The sequence below is a fragment of the Barnesiella sp. An22 genome, from assembly GCF_963931395.1.
Classification (GTDB): Bacteria; Bacteroidota; Bacteroidia; order Bacteroidales; family Barnesiellaceae; genus Barnesiella; species Barnesiella merdigallinarum.
Map to the genome: position 1 here is coordinate 818,928 of NZ_OZ007014.1, position 16,996 is coordinate 835,923.

Here is a 16,996-nt window from a genome sequence, read left to right on the forward strand (position 1 = left end):
ATATTTTTAAACTGAAAAACGGCGGTTTTATTGTCTTTTAGCTACGGTGCGTTGCATCTGACTCGTCAGGAGCTTGGCTACCAGGTAGACGACGATGAGGGTGAAGACGATGGTGGCGCCGGCCGGCACGTCGAGCCAGTAGGAGAGCAGCAGCCCGCCGATACCGGCCAGAAGGTTGATGAGTCCCGAGAGCCAGATGATGTCGCGGAAGCGGTGGCAGAAGAGCTCGGCTATCATCTGCGGCAAGGAGAGGATGGAGATGAGCAGCATGATGCCTACCAACCGGATGGAGAGGACCACGGCCGTGGCTACGAAGAAGGTCATGATGTAGTTGATGAGCCGGGTGTTGATACTGCGGGTATGGGCGAAATCGGTGTCGAACGCGGTGTAGACGATGCGGCGGTATTGCAGCAGGGTGTAGACGACGAGCAGGGCGGCAAAGGCGGCAAACACCAGGATGTCGGTGCGGGTGATGGTGAGGATGTTGCCGAAGAGGAACTCGGTGAGTCCCGGGGTGTAGCCGGGTGTCATGAAGATGAAGATGATGCCGACGGCCATGCCCAGTGTCCAGATGACGGCGATGGCCGAGTCTTCTCGCACGGTTTTCCCGCGCGACATCCACTCGACCCCCAGCGCCGATAGTATGGCGAAGAAGAGAGCCGAGAGGGTGGGGCTTATTCCCAGAAAGTAGCCTATACCCAATCCGCCGAACGAGGCGTGGGTGATACCTCCGGTGATGAAGAGCATGCGCCGGGCTACGATATAGGTGCCTATGATGGCGCTGATAATCGAGATGAGGAGGAGCGCCCACAGGGCATTTTGAAAAAATGTATAATTGAAAATATCCATTGTAAACGGTGGTTATTTGTCGATGTTTCTTTGCTCGTTGACCACGAGCAGAATCTCGTCGCGCAGGGCTTCGGGTACCTCGATCTGGCGCAGTTGCAGGCTGCGTACCCATCCCGGCACGTCGGTGGGCAGGAGGGTGTAGAAAATGTCCCTGAAGTGCTCTACCTGCTCGGGGGTGTACTGGTCGGCCGGGGTCCCCTTCCATTCGTCGAGCTCCTCGTCGTCGTAGTATTCGATGGCCTTGCTCACCCCGGCCAGCAGGCTGTCGCGCTCGCACACGAGGTGCTGCCCACAACACTCTTGCGGCGGTGCGGGTTTCTCTTCGGCCGGGGGCGGTGTGCTGGCAGCGGCCTGTTTGCGCTGGTCGCGGCGGTGGAAGTAGTAGGTGACGAGACCCAGCAGTACGATGGCGATGACGAGTATAATCATAGCGAAATATCTCCTTTCTCCCGGGGGGTGAGGGTGAAGCCGGCCCGGGCGAGGTCGTCCCAATAGCCGGGATACGATTTGTCGACAACGGCCGTGTCGGCAATGGTGATGCCGGGGAAGCGGAAGGCTGCCGGGGCGAAGGCCATGGCCATGCGGTGGTCGTCGTAGGTTTGTATGACGGGCGACTCGCCGGGGGCGACGGTTTCGCCGTTCCAGGTGAGTGCGCTGTCCGAAGATAATAGTTTGTATCCTAATTTTATAAGCTCATCACAGAGGGCGGCAATGCGGTCGGTCTCCTTGATGCGCAGGGTTTGCAGTCCGGTGAAGTGGAAGGGAACTCCCAGCAGGCAGCAGGTTGCGACGAGGGTTTGGGCCAGGTCGGGCTGTTCGGAGAGGTCGCAGCGGTATTCGGTTGTGCGGTGGTCCGATTTTATTAGTTTTGCTCCGTCTGAAGAAAACAGGGTATTGATACCCAGCGGTTCGAACAGGGCGGCAATGCGGGCATCGCCTTGCAGACTTTCGGTCGAGAGACCTGGCAGCGTGATGGTGCCCGCCGGGGCCAATGCCGCAATCTCGTACCAGTAGGAGGCTGCCGACCAGTCGGGTTCGACCCGGAACGGGGCGGGGCGGTATTCGCCGGCCGGTACCCGTATGGTGTTTCCCGTGCGCCGGGCCTCGATGCCGAAGCGGGCCATCATGCCGAGGGTCATCTCGATATAGGGTATCGATACCATCTCGCCGGTGAGGGTAAGGGTGAGGCCGTAGTGCATGCGGGGGGCTATCATGAGCAGGGCCGAGATGTATTGCGAACTGACGTCGCCGGGCAGGGTGAGTTCGCCGCCCTTCAACTCGCGACCGCAGATTTCGAGAGGGGGGAATCCCTCGCGGGCGGTGTAGCGGATGTCGGCCCCCAGCGAGCGCAGGGCGTCGACCAGAATACGGATGGGGCGCTGTTGCATGCGTGCCGACCCGGTGAGGGTGACGCGGCTGCCCGGCCGTTGGGCGTAGTAGGCGGTGAGGAATCGCATGGCGGTACCGGCACCGTGGATGTCGACGACGGGGCCACTGCCGGCAAAGGCCTGCCGCATGACCCGCGTGTCGTCACACTCCGAGAGGTTCTCGACGGGAATGGCGTCGCGGCACAGGGCGTTGAGGATGAGTGCTCTGTTGCTGATGCTCTTGGAGGTGGGCAGTACAATGGTGGCCGAGCAGTCGGTGGGTGCGAAAACTTGATAGTTCATAGGGCTTACCATGAAATTTGGGTGCAAAATTAGCAAAAAAAGAGGAATGATAGGCAGGTTATCTACCGGAGATTTCGTGCGAAATCGCCGAGTATTTCGCCCGGTTGGACGGGAGCTCTGCTCCGGGGCGCGGCAGAGGTGACTGTCGGCGTAGCAGGGGAGCATATAAAATAAAAAAAGGCTGTCTCACGACAGCCAATTTGTAAACCTTAAATCTAATACTATGAAAAAACATGGTACAAATATAAGGCGTATTGCTCAATATTCCAATCAGATAGTTTAAAATCAAACTGTTTTTAACGTAATTGTCGTATAACAAATTATTTTATTAACTATTTAACGGGCTTTGGAAAATTTTGTTGAAACGGAGTACCGTATCTCGTAATTTGTTTATAAATCGCTCAATTGCCCCGGTAGGTCGAGTATCCGTAGGGCGACAGGGTGATGGGCACATGGTAGTGGCTGTCGTCGGTAATCTCGAATACCACCTCGATGAAGGGGTAGAACGACTTTTGCGCCTGCGCCTCGAAGTAGGGACCTACGAGGTAGGTGAGCTTGTAGATGCCCCGGTTGTCGGTGCCGGGGCGTTTCTCGAGAAATTCCTTCACCCGGCCGTTGGCGTCGGTGGTTTTGGCATCGACCGGTTGCCACGACTGCCCGTCGGCCAGCCGCGAGAGTTGGATGGTTACCCCCGTGGCCGGTTGGCCGGCGTTGATGTCGAGGATGTGACTGGAGAGTTGATAGACCTTCTCTTGTGCCATCGAGGCGGTGGAAAACAGGATAGTCAGCAGGGCTGTAAGAATTAGATTTTTGTTCATAGCCATAAAAGTTTGGTTTTATAATAGGTTAGACAATCGTTTAATTCGTCGATAGCTCGTTGGCTGTACGTGTTTTGGCATCCCCCTCTATGCCCGGCAGGGCTGTTATTTCTTCGGCTCTTTGGGCTGTGCGAAGAATTTGTGGAAGAAGAGCAACTGGTAGTCGATGGAGTTGTTCCAATAGGCATTGTTGTGAGCCCCTGGTCGCTCGATGTAGTCGTGCTTGATGTTGTGGTCGAGCAGCGATTGGTGGGCCCGGCGGTTGACCTCGAGGAAGAAGTCGTCGACCCCGCAGTCGATGATGATAGCCAGGTCGCCGTCTTTGAGCGAGGGGATGAGGTTGATGACGGTATGCTCGTCCCAACGCTTTTTATTGGAGGCAAATTCGCCCAGTTGGTTCTGCATCTTCCAGTTGGTGGGGAAGGGGCGAATGTCGAGTCCGCCGCTGGTACTGCCCACGGCACCGAATACGTCGCGGTGACGGATGGCGTTCCACATGGCACCGTGGCCGCCCATGCTGAGGCCCGAGATGGCCCGGGCGCTGCGGTCGGCGATGGTGCGGTAGTGCGAGTCGGTATAGCGGATGACTTCGTCGGAGATGTAGTCCTCGAACTGCATGTCCTTATTGAGCGGGCTGTTCCAGTACCAGCTGTTTATCAGTCCGTCGGGGCAGACGATGATGAGGTTGTATTGCGAGGCCAGTTGGGGCAACTCGGGTTTGATGGTAATCCACGAGGCGTAGTTGCCGCCGCAGCCGTGCAGCAGGTATACAACCGGGTACCGGGTGTTGCCCTCGGCGTAGCTTTTGGGCAGGATGACCACATTTTTCAGGTCGTGACCCATTTTGCTGTGTATCGTGACGGTGTCGACTTGTTGGGCACAGAGGCTGACGATACAGAGCAGCAGGGTGATGGGTAGCAGCAATAATCTTTTCATGATGAATTCTTTTAAATGATTAAAGTTAAAGTGTTTATCGTTTTATGTATTCGGTGACAAAGCGGAGGTTGTCGAGCAACAGTCGGCCCGGGTCGTCGTAGAACTGGAGTCCTTTTATCTGGCCGGCCTCGACCTGGGCGATGAAGAAGTCTTCGCCTATCTCGTCGCTCAGCATGGCCTGCCAGGCGGTATCCGACTCGTCGAGTGTCTGCCCCTCTTCGCCCACGGTGGTCGAGAGGATGTCGGTGAGGATAATCTGCTGTTCGTCGTCGGGCAGGTCGTCGTCGGGTTCGAACAGGTTGTATTCGTCGTCGTCGCCGGTGATTTGGCCGATGAGGTCTTCGCTATCTTCGTAGCTGGTAATCTGTCCCGAGAGCCACCATTCGCCGTTCCATTCGACGAAGCCGGTGCGCAGGATGAGCGAGGGGTTTTTCATGTCGCGGGGCAGTCCCACGAGCGAGCGGTTGGTCACCTCGAGCACTCGGTCGGTGGCGATGTGGCGGAAGCGGGTCACCCGGTCGTCGCCCCCTTCGTAGCGGTAGTAGCCGGTGTATTTGTGGCCCATGCTCCTGAGCGAGTCGTAGAGGGGCGATTCCGGACCCAGAACCTCGGCCAGCCAGTGGGGCGGCGTGAGGCGCATGAACTCGGTGACCTGGTTGAAGCCGAAGTCGTTGCAGAGTTGGTTGACCATGTCGGGAATCTGGTCTTCCAGTCCGTTCTCCTTGGCTTCGTCGGCCAGCGCTTCGGCCTGGTCTTCGAGCAGGTATCCGTTGTTGGAGAAGAGGTAAGACTGGGTGCAGAGCCACAGGAAGCGTGCATGCAGCGCGTAGAGGTTGTGCTGCTCCTTCTCGTCGGGTTGAAGGTAGTGGAGCAGTTTTTCGTTTTCGGGCGCCGTTTCGTATTCAGCCTCGAACAACTCCATCACGTCGGCGGCTATGGCGGCAAAAGTATCGAGAGCCGGCGAGTAGGCAATGTCGAGGTTGTTGAGCTGCATGTGGTAGTGCCAGATGAGGAACTGGATGTCCTCGGTATTGATTTCGCCGGGCGTGTAGTCGCTGTCGAGGGAATAGAAGGGCAGCGGTTTGCCATACTTCTGTTGATAGACGCGGGAGAAGGCCTGGAAGATGCCGGTTTGCGAGATGACATCCTCGAAGTAGGCGGTGAGGATACAGGCCAGCTCTTTCTGTTCCGAGGGGTCGATTTTACGGTAGTCGTCTTCGGCCAGGTCGTTTTCGATGGAACGAATCGCGGTCAATACTTTGTTGGCCAGGGTAATGTAGTAGAGGTCGGTCGATGCCGAGCCGGTGTAGGGATGCAGGGGTTTCCAGTCTCCGCTGTATATGCGCTGTTTGTCGTTGTTCATAACGAAAAAAATTAGGTACGATTGCAAATGTAAGTATAAATCGGAAAAGACGGTTTTGTGCGGTCACTTTTTTGTACCGATTGAGGTTCGATCTGTGTCGTGTGGATAGAGTGAAATCTATCTGGACGAGATTCTATATAGATTGGAAATGAGTGAATTATATATAAAAAGTTGCTTTTTTAAGGTTACAAAAAAAAGTTTTTTTTCGTATATTTGCTATGGATCCATGCGCATTTCGATGCGTTGTAGATCCTTGTTTTATTTAAAATTTATAATGTTTATGTCAAAGACATTTGAGCAAAATGCACAAAAAGCGTTAACTATGGTGGCAGGAATCAGGTCTCATTTTCAAGAACTTTCCAAATTGGGCATCGGTACAGCGGCTGTTGATAAATTGGAAGCCGAAGCGTCGAAAGCAATAGAGATGATTCGGAAAGTAGATGCTCTTAGAGCCGAGGTGTCGGAGAAGCTGCGGAAAGCCAATGTTCAGCTCTGTGAGGTAAAGGACCAGGCCAATGTCCTCCGTTATTTGATTAAAAGCGGTTTCCCTCAGGAGGAATGGGTGAAATTTGGTATCATGGATAAACGATAGTTTGTAGTGATTTGCTTGGAACAGGCAGGGACAGGTGGTATTTTCCATCGGTTTCTGCCTCTCTTTTTGTGGTAATGGCAACCAATATTATCCTCCATTCGACTCCTGCTATTGGTGGGTTGTCGAGATGAAGAAGGGGAGGGAGCGGTTGTGGTATCGGTGTGTTCAAATAAATTTGCTTCTACCCACGGTGTGTCCTATCTTTGCATGGAATATGAGACGAAAGGAAGAACTATCGAACGGGGCCGTATCGCCGTTGGCCGCCGACCTGCACGACTGGTATGCCCGGAATCACCGGGTGTTGCCGTGGCGGGGCATAACCGATGCGTATCGCATCTGGATTTCGGAGATAATCTTGCAGCAGACCCGGGTGGTACAAGGGTATGAATACTACAACCGCTTTGTGTCGCGCTTCCCCGACGTGCGGGCGTTGGCTGCGGCCGATGACGACGAGGTGATGAAACTGTGGCAGGGGCTGGGCTATTACAGCCGGGCCCGCAATCTGCTGGCTGCTGCCCGGCAGGTGGTCGAGCGGTTTGGCGGGGAGTTCCCCCGGAGTTACGACGACATACGTTCGCTACCCGGTATCGGCGACTACACGGCGGCGGCTATTGCCTCGTTTGCCTATGGGTTGCCTCATGCCGTAGTCGACGGCAACGTCTATCGGGTGCTCTCGCGCATCTACGGCATCGACACCCCTATCGACACGACCGAAGGCAAAAAACTGTTTGCCGCCCTGGCCGACGAGCTGCTCGACCGGCAGGATCCCGGCGGTTACAACCAGGCGATGATGGAGTTCGGGGCGCTCTATTGCGTGCCCCGCTCGCCGCAGTGCGGCGGGTGCATCTTTGCCGACCGCTGCATGGCTTTGGCAACGGGCCGTGTGGAGGAGTTGCCGGTGAAGCAGGGACGCACGGTGGTGAAGCCCCGCTACTTCAACTACTTCTATGTGCGGCACGAGGGTTATACCTGGGTGCGCCGGCGCGAGGGTCGCGACATCTGGCGCAATCTGTATGAGCTGCCGCTTGTCGAGACGGCCGAAGAGCAGCCGTTCGACGCCCTGCAGCAGAGCGAGGCGTGGGGCGAACTGTTTGCCGGGGCCGGTCGGGTGAGCGTGTCGGCCCAGGTGTACAGTTGCAAGCATGTGCTTTCGCACCGGGTAATCCATGCCCGCTTTTATGTGGTCGAGACCGAGCAGATGCCTGCCATGCCGGGCTATCTGCGCATCGAGGCCGGAGCTATAGGAGACTATGCGGTGTCGCGCCTTACCGAGGGCTTCTTCGAAAAGATGTCGATGAATTATCCCTCGTTGTTTTGAGAAATGAACAGATAATTTTTTATTTTTGCATAAGTTGCCCGGGAGGTATCGGGCTTGTGTCGTCGACTGCGTGAAGGTCGAGGGGGCAGGCGGGTGTGTACAGGCCGGGCCAAGAACAGGAAACAGCCGAATGATAGAAAGAGTAATTATATTGGACGCCGTCGATCCGGTGACTTTTTACGGTGTGAACAACGCCAACGTGCAGGTGATTAAGAATCTTTTCCCCAAGGTGCGCATCGCTGCCCGGGGCAATGTGATGAAGGTAATCGGCGACGAGAAGGAGACCGAACTTTTCGAGCAGAAAATCAAGCAGCTCGAGAAATATTGTGCCGAGTATAACCAACTGGGCGAAGAGGTGATTATCGACATCATCAAGGGCGATGAGCCGCAGACCGTGAAACCGCTGGAGAACCTTATCATCTACGGGGTGAACGGCAAGCCCATCACGGGCCGCACGCCCAACCAGCAGAAGCTGGTCGAGGCTTTTGCCCACAACGACCTCACGTTTGCCCTGGGGCCGGCCGGTTCGGGCAAGACCTACGTGGCTATTGCTCTGGCCGTGAAGGCTCTGAAAAACAAGGAGGTGAAGAAGATTATCCTGAGCCGTCCCGCCGTGGAGGCCGGCGAGAAGCTGGGTTTCCTGCCGGGTGACATGAAGGACAAGATCGATCCCTATCTGCAACCGCTCTACGATGCGCTGGAAGATATGATTCCGGCCGCCAAGCTGAAGGAGTACATGGAGTCGAACGTGATACAGATTGCCCCGTTGGCCTTCATGCGCGGCCGTACGTTGAGCGATGCGGTCATCATTCTCGACGAGGCGCAGAACACCACGACACACCAGATAAAGATGTTTCTCACCCGCCTGGGCATGAACGCCAAGATGATAGTCACGGGCGACATGACGCAGATAGACCTGCCGGCCTCGCAGACGTCGGGTCTGGTGCAGGCGATAAGTATATTGAAGAATGTCGAGGGTATAGCTCGCGTGGAGTTCGGCAAAAAGGATATCGTGCGCCACAAGTTGGTACAGCGTATTGTCGAGGCTTACGAAAAGCACGACGAGAAGGAGCGCAAGGCTGCCGAGGCCCGCACGCAGGAGCGTGCCGCTGCCAAAGAGGCCGGTAAGGAGAAGCCTGAGGCGTGAGGCCTGTGGGCGGTTGGTTGGCCCCGACGGAGCGAAAGACTTATGGAGATTGGGCGGGGTGAATATCGCCCTTTTGAGTGCATGGCCCGGGAGGGGCAGCGGTATCGTGAGGGGAGAAAGATTGTCGACGCGGGTAATGCTTAATCTGTTTTAATTGACGTGCTATCTCGTTTTTATGTTGTATCTTTGCCGTGTCTTTACAGAGGACATACAACGACTATATTATAAACAGAAAAAGTATTACAGAAATGAAAAATGCTTTGGTAAAAACCGATTTCAAATTTCCCGGACAAAAGAGTGTATATCATGGTAAAGTGCGCGATGTGTACAACATCGACGACGAGTTGCTGGTGATGGTGGTAACCGACCGTATCTCGGCCTTCGATGTGATTCTGCCCGAGGGTATTCCCTACAAGGGACAGGTGCTGAACCAGATTGCCGCCAAGTTCCTGGACGCTACGTCCGATATTCTTCCGAACTGGAAAGTGGCTACTCCCGACCCGATGGTGACCGTGGGTCTGCGTTGCGAACCGTTCAAGGTCGAGATGGTTGTACGGGGGTATTTGACGGGTCACGCTTGGCGCGAATACAAGGCTGGCAACCGTACGCTGTGCGGCGAGACCATGCCCGAGGGTATGAAGGAGAACGAGAAATTCCCGCACCCCATCATCACGCCTACGACCAAAGCTGCCGAGGGTCACGACGAGGACATCTCGAAGGCCGAAATCATTGCCCGCGGCATCGTTTCGCGCGAGGACTACGAGCAACTCGAGAAATATACCCTGGCCCTCTATCAACGTGGTTGCGAGATGGCTGCTCAGAAGGGGCTCATCCTCGTAGATACGAAATATGAGTTCGGTAAGATTGGCGACAAGATTATCCTGATCGACGAAATCCACACGCCCGACTCGTCGCGCTACTTCTATGCCGATGGTTATGAGGAGCGTCTGGCCCGTGGCGAAGAGCAACGTCAGCTCTCGAAAGAGTTTGTGCGCCAATGGCTGATTCAAAACGGCTTCCAGGGCAAAGAGGGTCAGAAGGTGCCCGAGATGACCGAGGAGTATTGCAACAGCGTATCGGACCGCTACATCGAACTCTACGAGCACATCGTGGGCGAGAAGTTTGTCAAGGCCGAAGGCGAAGACCTGGCTGCCCGTATCGAGAAGAACGTGACCGACTTCCTGAACAGCCGCAAGAAATAAGGGGGCGGAGAAAGGATTACATGACGAATGGACTATAAAGCAGAAGAGATAAAACCCTATAACGAGGAGACCGACAAGACCACGCAGGTGCGCGAGATGTTCGACTCCATTGCGCCGGCCTACGATGCGATGAACCGTACCATGACCGTGGGCATAGACCGCTGGTGGCGCCGGGTGGCCGTGAAGATGTTGCGGCGCTATCCACACCGCCATATACTCGATGTGGCTACGGGCACGGGCGACCTGGCCCTGCTGCTCGACGAGCGGCTCAACCCCGACCAGATTATCGGTGTGGACCTCTCGGAGGGTATGTTGCGGATTGCCCGCGAGAAGGCGGTCAAGCGCAATGCCCAGCGCCGTATCCTCTTCGAGGTGCAGGATTGCCTGTCGATGGACTTCGACGACAACAGCTTCGACGTGGTGACGGTGGCCTATGGGGTGCGCAATTTCGAACACCTCGAGGCGGGATTCCGCGAAATGTATCGGGTGCTCCGTCCCGGTGGTGCATTGTGTGTCATCGAGCTGTCGACCCCCGAGCGTTTTCCCTTCCGCCAGCTTTATAAGTTCTATACCTATACCTTTATCCCCTTCATAGGTCGCCTGGTATCGAAAGACCGCAGCGCATACAGCTATCTGCCGCGCTCGGTGGCTGTCGTGCCGCAGGGCGAGGCTATGCTCGACATCTTCCGTCGTGCCGGCTTCGACCGTTGCTATTGCCGCCGCCTCACCTTCGGTGCCTGCACCATCTACATCGGGGAGAAAAAGAAAGGCTAAACACATCGGCCGAGGCGGAAAGTCTTTCGCCTACGAGGCCGACAGCTCAACCATACAGGGCCCGCGAACGCTTGCCGTTCGTCGGGCCCTGCCTGTTTTCGGAGGGGACCCTTCTGCATTTGGTCAAGTGAAAGGAATTGTTTATATTTGTATGTATAAGTCTGACAAGTAAATACCATGGATGGAGATATGAAAAAGGAAGAACTGTTTTTGAACGACATCCGCGGCATTATCGATGCGGCTCGTGCTCATGCGGTGCGTAGTGTGGATTTCTGCCGGGTTCAGATGTATTGGCAGTTGGGACGCCGCATTTTTGAGGAGGAGCAACAAGGAAAAGAGAGGGCCGACTATGGCAGTTACCTGATAAAGAACCTGGCCAAGCAGTTGGAACCCGATTATGGTAGCGGATTTTCGGTGCGACAGTTGGAGCGAAGCCGGCAGTTTTATCGGTTGTATCCAATTGCGTCCACACTGCGGACGCAATTGAATTGGTCGCAGTATAAAATGCTGATGGCTATATCGGAAGCCGATAAACGGGAGTATTACGAACTGGAGGCCGTGAACAATGCGTGGACGGCCCGGGAGCTGGAGCGACAGATAAACTCCCAGTTGTACGAACGGCTGCTGTTGAGCAACGACAAGGAGTCGGTGTTGGCTGTGGCGCGAAAGGAGCGCATGCCGCAGTCGCCGCAGGAGATTATCAAAGACCCCATGTATTTGGAGTTTTTGGGATTGAAGCCTCAGGCAACCTATTATGAAAAAGATTTGGAGTCGGCTATCATCACTCATTTGCAGCACTTCTTGCTCGAACTGGGGCAGGGTTTTACTTTTGTGGCCCGGCAGAAACGTATCTTGTTGGAGGATGACGAATTTTTTGCCGATTTGGTTTTCTACAACCGGTTGCTGAAATGTTTTGTGGTGGTTGAGTTGAAGACGGGCAAACTGACTCATCAGGACTTGGGACAGTTGCAAATGTATGTCAACTACTACGACCGGGTGGAAAAGATGGCCGACGAGAATCCCACCGTAGGAATCCTTTTGTGTACCAGCAAGAACGATACGGCCGTGAAGATGGCTCTTCCCGAAGATAATAAAACCATACTGGCCCGTGAATATAAATTGTATCTGCCTTCGCAAACACAACTTATCGACGAGGTAAACAGTGTACGCGAGATGATGGAGCACAAATCTCATGCTCAGAATCTCGATTGAATTGCGCGGTTTCATACTCCAGCGATGGATAAACCTAATAAATATGAACATCGAAGAGATTATTGCCCATATTGTAACGGTTGAAAATGGATTTCAGCATATTTTGGATGCGGCTCATCGGATACACGAGTCGTGTAGTGACGAAGAGTGTTACGGCCTTTCGCTCGAATTATTCGAACATCCGGCTTATCAGGTGCGTATGCTGTCGGTTGTTTTATTGGGGTATGCCGGAGTAGACAATGAAAAAGCCCTGAGTTTTTTGAAAGAGCGGGTAAGCTGCGATGAGAATTGGCGTGTGCAGGAGATGCTGGCCAAATCGTTTGACTTTATTTGTAAAGAGCGTGGATATGAAAGAACTTTGCCTCTTATTGCTGAATGGTTGGCCGATGGTCATCCGAATGTAGTACGGGCTGTTACCGAGGGGTTGAGGATATGGACCTCGCGGCCCTATTTCAAGGAGCATCCTTTGGAGGCTGTTGCTTTTTTGAGTAGACACAAGGCCGATTCGAGCGAGTATGTGAGAAAATCGGTAGGTAATGCGTTGCGAGATATCAGCAAGAAGTTCCCACAGTTGATTCTCGATGAACTGGACACTTGGGATCAGAGTGACCCGAATGTGCGTTATACCTATCGGTTGGCGGCAAAGCACCTTCTCGAGAAGGAGAAGCGGGGAAAGCAGATGAATTGAATCTCGTAAAAATACAGCGGGGCTGCCTCTTTAGTAAGGCAGCCCCGCCGGTGTATAGGAACTTGTCCCGCGAGATTATTTGTGGGCGGGGCAGATGGGTTTGATCTGTTTGAAGAAGTCGTTGCCCTTGTTATCGACGAGGATAAATGCGGGGAAGTCTTCGACTTCGATTTTCCAGATGGCCTCCATGCCGAGCTCGGGATACTCTACGCACTCGATGCTCTTGATGTTGTTCTGGGCCAGGATAGCGGCAGGACCGCCGATGCTGCCCAGGTAGAAGCCGCCGTGTTTCTTGCAGGCGTCGGTAACGGCCTGGCTGCGGTTACCCTTGGCGAGCATGATCATGGAGCCGCCGTGGCTTTGGAACAGGTCTACATAGGGGTCCATACGGCCGGCTGTCGTGGGGCCCATCGAGCCGCAGGCCATGCCTTTAGGCGTCTTGGCGGGACCGGCGTAGTAGATGGGGTGATCCTTGATGTACTGGGGCAGGTCTTCGCCACGGTCGAGGCGCTCTTTGAGTTTGGCGTGAGCGATGTCGCGGCCTACGATGATGGTACCGTTGAGCGAGAGGCGGGTAGCTACGGGGTATTTGTCGAGCTCCTTGAGGATTTCGCTCATGGGCTGGTTGAGGTTTATCTTCACGGCATTGCCTTCGCCGGCTTGACGCAATTCCTCGGGAATGAGTTCGCCGGGGTTGCTGTCGAGCTTCTCGATCCAGATACCCTCTTTGTTGATTTTGCACTTGATGTTACGGTCGGCCGAGCAGCTTACACCCAGACCTACGGGGCAGGATGCGCCGTGACGGGGCAAGCGGATGATGCGCACGTCGTGGGCGAAGTATTTGCCGCCGAACTGTGCACCGAGGCCAATGCGGTGAGCCTCTTCGAGTACCTGTTTCTCGAGCTCTACGTCGCGGAATGCGCGGCCATATTCGTTGCCCGTGGTGGGCAGGTTGTCGTAGTAGTGGGTCGAGGCCAGCTTGACAGTGAGCAGGTTCTTCTCGGCCGAAGTACCACCGATGACGAAGGCGATGTGGTAGGGCGGGCAGGCAGCCGTACCCAGAGTTTTCATCTTCTCAACGAGGAAGGGCACGAGAGTGGCCGGGTTGAGGATGGCCTTGGTCTCCTGGTAGAGGTAGGTCTTGTTGGCCGAGCCGCCGCCTTTGGTTACGCAGAGGAAGCGGTATTCCATACCTTCGGTAGCTTCGAGGTCAATCTGTGCGGGCAGGTTGCATTTGGTGTTCACCTCTTCGTACATCGAGAGGGGAGCGTTTTGCGAGTAGCGCAGGTTCTCCTCGGTGTAGGTTTTGTAAACGCCCAGCGAGAGAGCCTCTTCGTCGCAGTATCCGGTCCAGACCTGCTGGCCTTTCTCGCCGTGGATGATGGCCGTACCGGTATCCTGGCAGAAGGGCAGAACGCCTTTGGCGGCAACCTCGGCATTGCGCAGGAAGGTGAGGGCCACGTATTTGTCGTTTTCGCTGGCCTCGGGATCGCTCAGGATTTTGGCCACTTGCTCGTTGTGCGAGCGGCGCAGCATGAACGACACGTCGCGGAAGGCGGCGTTGGCCATGGCGGTGAGTCCCTCTTTTTCGATTTTCAAGATGGGTTTCCCTTCAAACTCGCTTACCGACACATAGTCTTTCGTAAGCAGATAATACTCGGTCGTATCTTCGCCCAGCGGGAACATGGGTTGATACTTGAACGGTGTAATAGCCATAGTTATATATGTTATTTAGTTTGAGTTGTCGGTCGATGCGTCGGTTCCGCACGGGCGGAGAGCCGCGGTCAATCGTGCCACAAAAATAGCGAAAGGTGAGCGGAGAATAAAATATCGGCACCTGTTTTCCGATATTTTTTATCCCGAACCGCATCCTGTTTTCGTGTAACAAAGGTAAAGAAATTTTTCGGTAATCGTTTCGCCGATGGCGAAATCTTTCGACGGGAGTCGAGTTTGTATGAAGCTGCCATAAAAGGGGGCGAGTGCGGGGTTTACTTTGCGGTACCATATATGGGAAATCTAATCAATTAAATTTATGGAAAAGAATTATCAGAAAGAAAATCGCAATCGGCGGAAATCGCGCGATTTGCTCGTAGAGAAGCTTTTGGACCGATTCCCGACCCGGCCCTTGGATAACGACGACGAGCTGTTCGATGCCCTGGAGGAGTACGACTCGTACCGCAACGAGCGCTATGAGCGGCTGGCCGACGACCAGAGCAAGCTGTGCAAGTTGTTCATGTCGAATCCCAAGATGGGGGCTTTCATCTCCGATGTAATCGGTGGCGACGATGCGCTGGTAGCCTGCGTGCGCTACTTCGGGCGCGATATGCTCGACTGTGCCCTGGACGAAAACCGCATGGCCGAGGTGCGTCGGGCCAACGACGAGTATCTGTCGCGGGTGGCCCGGTTCAACGAACTGGAGTCGCAAATGCGCGAGAATCTCGAGAAGAGCAGCCGTTGCATGGAGCGCTTCAAGACCGAGAAGGGGATGAACGATGCCGAGTTCGAGGGTTTCCTCGACCGGGTGTACCACCTGTGCAACCATGTGTTCATGGGCGAGTTGAACGACGAGGTGCTGAACCTGCTCTTCAAGGGGCTCTACTACGACCGCGATTTGTCGTGTGCCGAGCGCGACGGCGAGGTGCGGGGCCGCAACGAGCGCATCGTCTTCGAGCGTCGCGAGCGGGGTGGCGATTCGTTGCCTCCCATGCGCAACGGGGGCAGTTTCGAGTCGGACACCTCCGAGCTGTCGCCGGTTTTTGGCAACCGTCGCCGTCGCAGCGTGTGGGATATGTAGCCCCGGTTGTCAGGAGAGTGAAGAGTTTGATACCCTAATTAAATTTTTGTAATCCTATGTTTTTGTTGAATTTTGAAAAATTGAAAGAAGAGATGAAACAGTTTCTAACGAAGTGGAAAACTCCGCTGCTTTGGCTGGCGGGTCTGTTGGTTCTGGTAGTTTGCTGGCAGATTTGGGACGGGCTGCTCGACGGTGGCCTGGCGCTGGCAGCCATCATCCCCGGTGTGTCGGGCGGTAAGCTCGTGACCGGCGAACCGCTCACTACCGACCTGGTGCGCGAGGGTAGCCCCTCGCTGTTGCGCAACGAGATTGACAAGCGCATCGTGCGCATCCGGCCCATGTCGACCCCCATCGACCAGTTGTCGCGATGGAATGGTGCCCGCAAGTCGTCGTCGATGATTGTCGACTACTATTCGGTCGACGTGAAACCCACCAAGTCGTTTACGAAAACCGCGTATACGGCACCCGCTTCGGGTTCGGCCGACGAGTCGCACAAGAAGGCCAAGATCGATGCCGTGGACAACAGCATCTTCGAGGTATCCGAGACGATTCTCGTGCAGGGCGTGAAAGGGTATGAGCCCGACGGTACTACCCAGTCGAATGCCGACCTGGTGCTCTATATCGCCGCCAAAGACGAGGAGACCGGCTCGCTCACGGTCTATCCCGTAAACGGCATGAAAATCGGTACCGTAGAGAATTGTGTGCCTTCGATTCCGGCCAACAAACAGCTCATCCGCATGGGCCGTGCGGCTACCGAACTCGACGTACAGACGGCACAGTTCTCGGCATTGCCCGTCAAGAGTCAGAACTATTGCCAGATTTTCAAGATGCAAATCGAGCAGTCGACCTTCCAGAAGATAGCCAACAAAGAGGTCGAGTGGGACTTCTCGGATGCCGAAGAGGCTGCCATCTACGACATGCGTCTGGGTATGGAGAAGAGCTTCATGTTCGGGGTGAAGAATACGATTTTCGACCCGCGCAAGAAGGAGAACGTGATGCTCACGGGCGGTATCTGGTGGCAGGCCGGTAACCACTACACCTATGACCCGACGAAAGAGATGACGCAAGACGACTTGATCGACATGATGCGTCAGGCCTTCACGGGCAACGGTGGCAACAAGCGTAAAATCCTGATTGGTGGTTCGGTCTTCATCGGACTTATCAACAAGATTGAGATGACCAAGGTGGTGATGGCTCGCGAGGACAAGGTGAAGTGGGGCATCGACTTCTCGGAAATCAGCTCGAAGTTCGGTAAACTGTATGTGCTTTACTCCGAGGTGTTCGACGACTGCGGCATGCACGACTACGGCTTTATCTTCGATCCCGAGTTCATCCAGAAGTGGTCGCATGTGCCTTTCGGTGCACAGGAGCTCGACCTGAAGAAGGCGGGCGTGCGCAATACCGATGCCCTGGTACTGACCGAGGCCAGCTGCTTGACGCTGCGTTATCCGGCAGCTCACATGCGCATCGAGCCGCTCGGATGATAAACCGTTAAGACTGACCGGCTCACCCCCGGCTCGCAACGAAATCTGAACAAGGGGGACTGAACGGGGCAACCGGTATTTTGGCGAGCCGGTTGCCCCGTTTTTTTCTGGACCACCGGCAGGTGGGCAATATTCAATTTAGAAGAAAG

Annotated in this window: 16 protein-coding genes; 9 read left to right on the plus strand and 7 right to left on the minus strand. The window is 55.0% G+C overall.

The genetic code is table 11. The features are described from left to right. Positions 1–27 precede the first annotated feature (27 nt). The 6 genes from ABGT88_RS03265 to ABGT88_RS03290 form a co-directional block, all read right to left on the minus strand. Positions 28–849 carry a metal ABC transporter permease gene (locus tag ABGT88_RS03265; RefSeq protein ID WP_087408968.1) on the minus strand — a complete coding sequence of 274 codons (822 nt, stop codon included), beginning with the start codon at positions 847–849 and terminating at the stop codon, positions 28–30. 12 nt (positions 850–861) lie between these two features. Continuing rightward, on the minus strand, positions 862–1,278 hold the full coding sequence (locus ABGT88_RS03270) for a phospholipase (protein ID WP_346700412.1): 417 nt from the start codon (positions 1,276–1,278) through the stop codon (positions 862–864). Next, entirely contained in the window at positions 1,275–2,519 is a 1,245-nt protein-coding gene (locus tag ABGT88_RS03275) for a 3-phosphoshikimate 1-carboxyvinyltransferase (protein ID WP_346700414.1), read from the minus strand. Before ABGT88_RS03275 ends, ABGT88_RS03270 begins: the two co-directional genes overlap by 4 nt. 401 nt (positions 2,520–2,920) lie before the next feature. Continuing rightward, entirely contained in the window at positions 2,921–3,337 is a 417-nt protein-coding gene (gene uraH, locus ABGT88_RS03280) for a hydroxyisourate hydrolase (RefSeq protein ID WP_087409038.1), read from the minus strand. Positions 3,338–3,442: 105 nt separating this feature from the next. Continuing rightward, the gene (locus ABGT88_RS03285; RefSeq protein WP_298662989.1) at positions 3,443–4,273 is read right to left on the minus strand and encodes an alpha/beta hydrolase family protein; all 831 of its coding nucleotides are present in this window, start codon (positions 4,271–4,273) and stop codon (positions 3,443–3,445) included. 34 nt (positions 4,274–4,307) lie between these two features. Further along, the gene (locus ABGT88_RS03290) at positions 4,308–5,636 is read right to left on the minus strand and encodes a DUF3843 family protein (protein ID WP_346700416.1); all 1,329 of its coding nucleotides are present in this window, start codon (positions 5,634–5,636) and stop codon (positions 4,308–4,310) included. 280 nt (positions 5,637–5,916) lie between these two features. Here ABGT88_RS03290 and ABGT88_RS03295 point away from each other — a divergent pair, with 280 nt between their 5' ends. The 7 genes from ABGT88_RS03295 to ABGT88_RS03325 all read left to right on the plus strand — a co-directional run bounded on the left by ABGT88_RS03295 (position 5,917) and on the right by ABGT88_RS03325 (position 12,569). Beyond that, positions 5,917–6,228: a hypothetical protein gene (locus tag ABGT88_RS03295; RefSeq protein WP_346700417.1), complete on the plus strand. Its 312-nt coding sequence runs from the start codon at positions 5,917–5,919 to the stop codon at positions 6,226–6,228. A 214-nt stretch (positions 6,229–6,442) separates the two neighbouring features. Further along, on the plus strand, positions 6,443–7,546 hold the full coding sequence (mutY, locus tag ABGT88_RS03300; protein ID WP_346700418.1) for an A/G-specific adenine glycosylase: 1,104 nt from the start codon (positions 6,443–6,445) through the stop codon (positions 7,544–7,546). 130 nt (positions 7,547–7,676) lie between these two features. Further along, positions 7,677–8,693, plus strand: a complete 1,017-nt coding sequence (locus ABGT88_RS03305) for a PhoH family protein (RefSeq protein ID WP_346700420.1) — start codon at positions 7,677–7,679, stop codon at positions 8,691–8,693. Between the two features lie 248 nt (positions 8,694–8,941). Continuing rightward, the gene (locus ABGT88_RS03310; RefSeq protein WP_258327865.1) at positions 8,942–9,895 is read left to right on the plus strand and encodes a phosphoribosylaminoimidazolesuccinocarboxamide synthase; all 954 of its coding nucleotides are present in this window, start codon (positions 8,942–8,944) and stop codon (positions 9,893–9,895) included. Between the two features lie 27 nt (positions 9,896–9,922). Then, positions 9,923–10,669: a bifunctional demethylmenaquinone methyltransferase/2-methoxy-6-polyprenyl-1,4-benzoquinol methylase UbiE gene (ubiE, locus tag ABGT88_RS03315; RefSeq protein ID WP_300130858.1), complete on the plus strand. Its 747-nt coding sequence runs from the start codon at positions 9,923–9,925 to the stop codon at positions 10,667–10,669. Positions 10,670–10,858: 189 nt separating this feature from the next. Beyond that, positions 10,859–11,881, plus strand: coding sequence for a PDDEXK nuclease domain-containing protein (locus tag ABGT88_RS03320; protein WP_346700423.1), 1,023 nt, complete (start codon positions 10,859–10,861; stop codon positions 11,879–11,881). Positions 11,882–11,924: 43 nt separating this feature from the next. Beyond that, positions 11,925–12,569: a DNA alkylation repair protein gene (locus ABGT88_RS03325; protein WP_346700425.1), complete on the plus strand. Its 645-nt coding sequence runs from the start codon at positions 11,925–11,927 to the stop codon at positions 12,567–12,569. A gap of 75 nt (positions 12,570–12,644) precedes the next feature. Here the strand turns inward: ABGT88_RS03325 and ABGT88_RS03330 are convergent, their stop codons facing one another. Further along, positions 12,645–14,285, minus strand: coding sequence for a fumarate hydratase (locus ABGT88_RS03330; RefSeq protein WP_087408979.1), 1,641 nt, complete (start codon positions 14,283–14,285; stop codon positions 12,645–12,647). Between the two features lie 316 nt (positions 14,286–14,601). Between ABGT88_RS03330 and ABGT88_RS03335 the strand changes: the two genes are divergently transcribed. Next, positions 14,602–15,363, plus strand: a complete 762-nt coding sequence (locus ABGT88_RS03335) for a hypothetical protein (RefSeq protein WP_346700427.1) — start codon at positions 14,602–14,604, stop codon at positions 15,361–15,363. Positions 15,364–15,455: 92 nt separating this feature from the next. Next, positions 15,456–16,847, plus strand: a complete 1,392-nt coding sequence (locus tag ABGT88_RS03340) for a DUF5309 family protein (protein ID WP_241147843.1) — start codon at positions 15,456–15,458, stop codon at positions 16,845–16,847. The last annotated feature ends 149 nt before the right edge of the window (positions 16,848–16,996 follow it).

Coding starts and splice junctions, on each gene's coding strand:
- ubiE (WP_300130858.1), top strand. CDS start 9,923: ATGGACTATAAAGCAGAAGAGATAAAACCCTATAACGAGGAGACCGAC.
- ABGT88_RS03265 (WP_087408968.1), bottom strand. CDS start 849: ATGGATATTTTCAATTATACATTTTTTCAAAATGCCCTGTGGGCGCTC.
- ABGT88_RS03340 (WP_241147843.1), top strand. CDS start 15,456: ATGAAACAGTTTCTAACGAAGTGGAAAACTCCGCTGCTTTGGCTGGCG.
- ABGT88_RS03290 (WP_346700416.1), bottom strand. CDS start 5,636: ATGAACAACGACAAACAGCGCATATACAGCGGAGACTGGAAACCCCTG.
- ABGT88_RS03285 (WP_298662989.1), bottom strand. CDS start 4,273: ATGAAAAGATTATTGCTGCTACCCATCACCCTGCTGCTCTGTATCGTC.
- ABGT88_RS03330 (WP_087408979.1), bottom strand. CDS start 14,285: ATGGCTATTACACCGTTCAAGTATCAACCCATGTTCCCGCTGGGCGAA.
- ABGT88_RS03335 (WP_346700427.1), top strand. CDS start 14,602: ATGGAAAAGAATTATCAGAAAGAAAATCGCAATCGGCGGAAATCGCGC.
- ABGT88_RS03275 (WP_346700414.1), bottom strand. CDS start 2,519: ATGAACTATCAAGTTTTCGCACCCACCGACTGCTCGGCCACCATTGTA.
- mutY (WP_346700418.1), top strand. CDS start 6,443: ATGAGACGAAAGGAAGAACTATCGAACGGGGCCGTATCGCCGTTGGCC.
- ABGT88_RS03310 (WP_258327865.1), top strand. CDS start 8,942: ATGAAAAATGCTTTGGTAAAAACCGATTTCAAATTTCCCGGACAAAAG.
- ABGT88_RS03270 (WP_346700412.1), bottom strand. CDS start 1,278: ATGATTATACTCGTCATCGCCATCGTACTGCTGGGTCTCGTCACCTAC.
- ABGT88_RS03325 (WP_346700425.1), top strand. CDS start 11,925: ATGAACATCGAAGAGATTATTGCCCATATTGTAACGGTTGAAAATGGA.
- ABGT88_RS03320 (WP_346700423.1), top strand. CDS start 10,859: ATGAAAAAGGAAGAACTGTTTTTGAACGACATCCGCGGCATTATCGAT.
- uraH (WP_087409038.1), bottom strand. CDS start 3,337: ATGAACAAAAATCTAATTCTTACAGCCCTGCTGACTATCCTGTTTTCC.
- ABGT88_RS03305 (WP_346700420.1), top strand. CDS start 7,677: ATGATAGAAAGAGTAATTATATTGGACGCCGTCGATCCGGTGACTTTT.
- ABGT88_RS03295 (WP_346700417.1), top strand. CDS start 5,917: ATGTCAAAGACATTTGAGCAAAATGCACAAAAAGCGTTAACTATGGTG.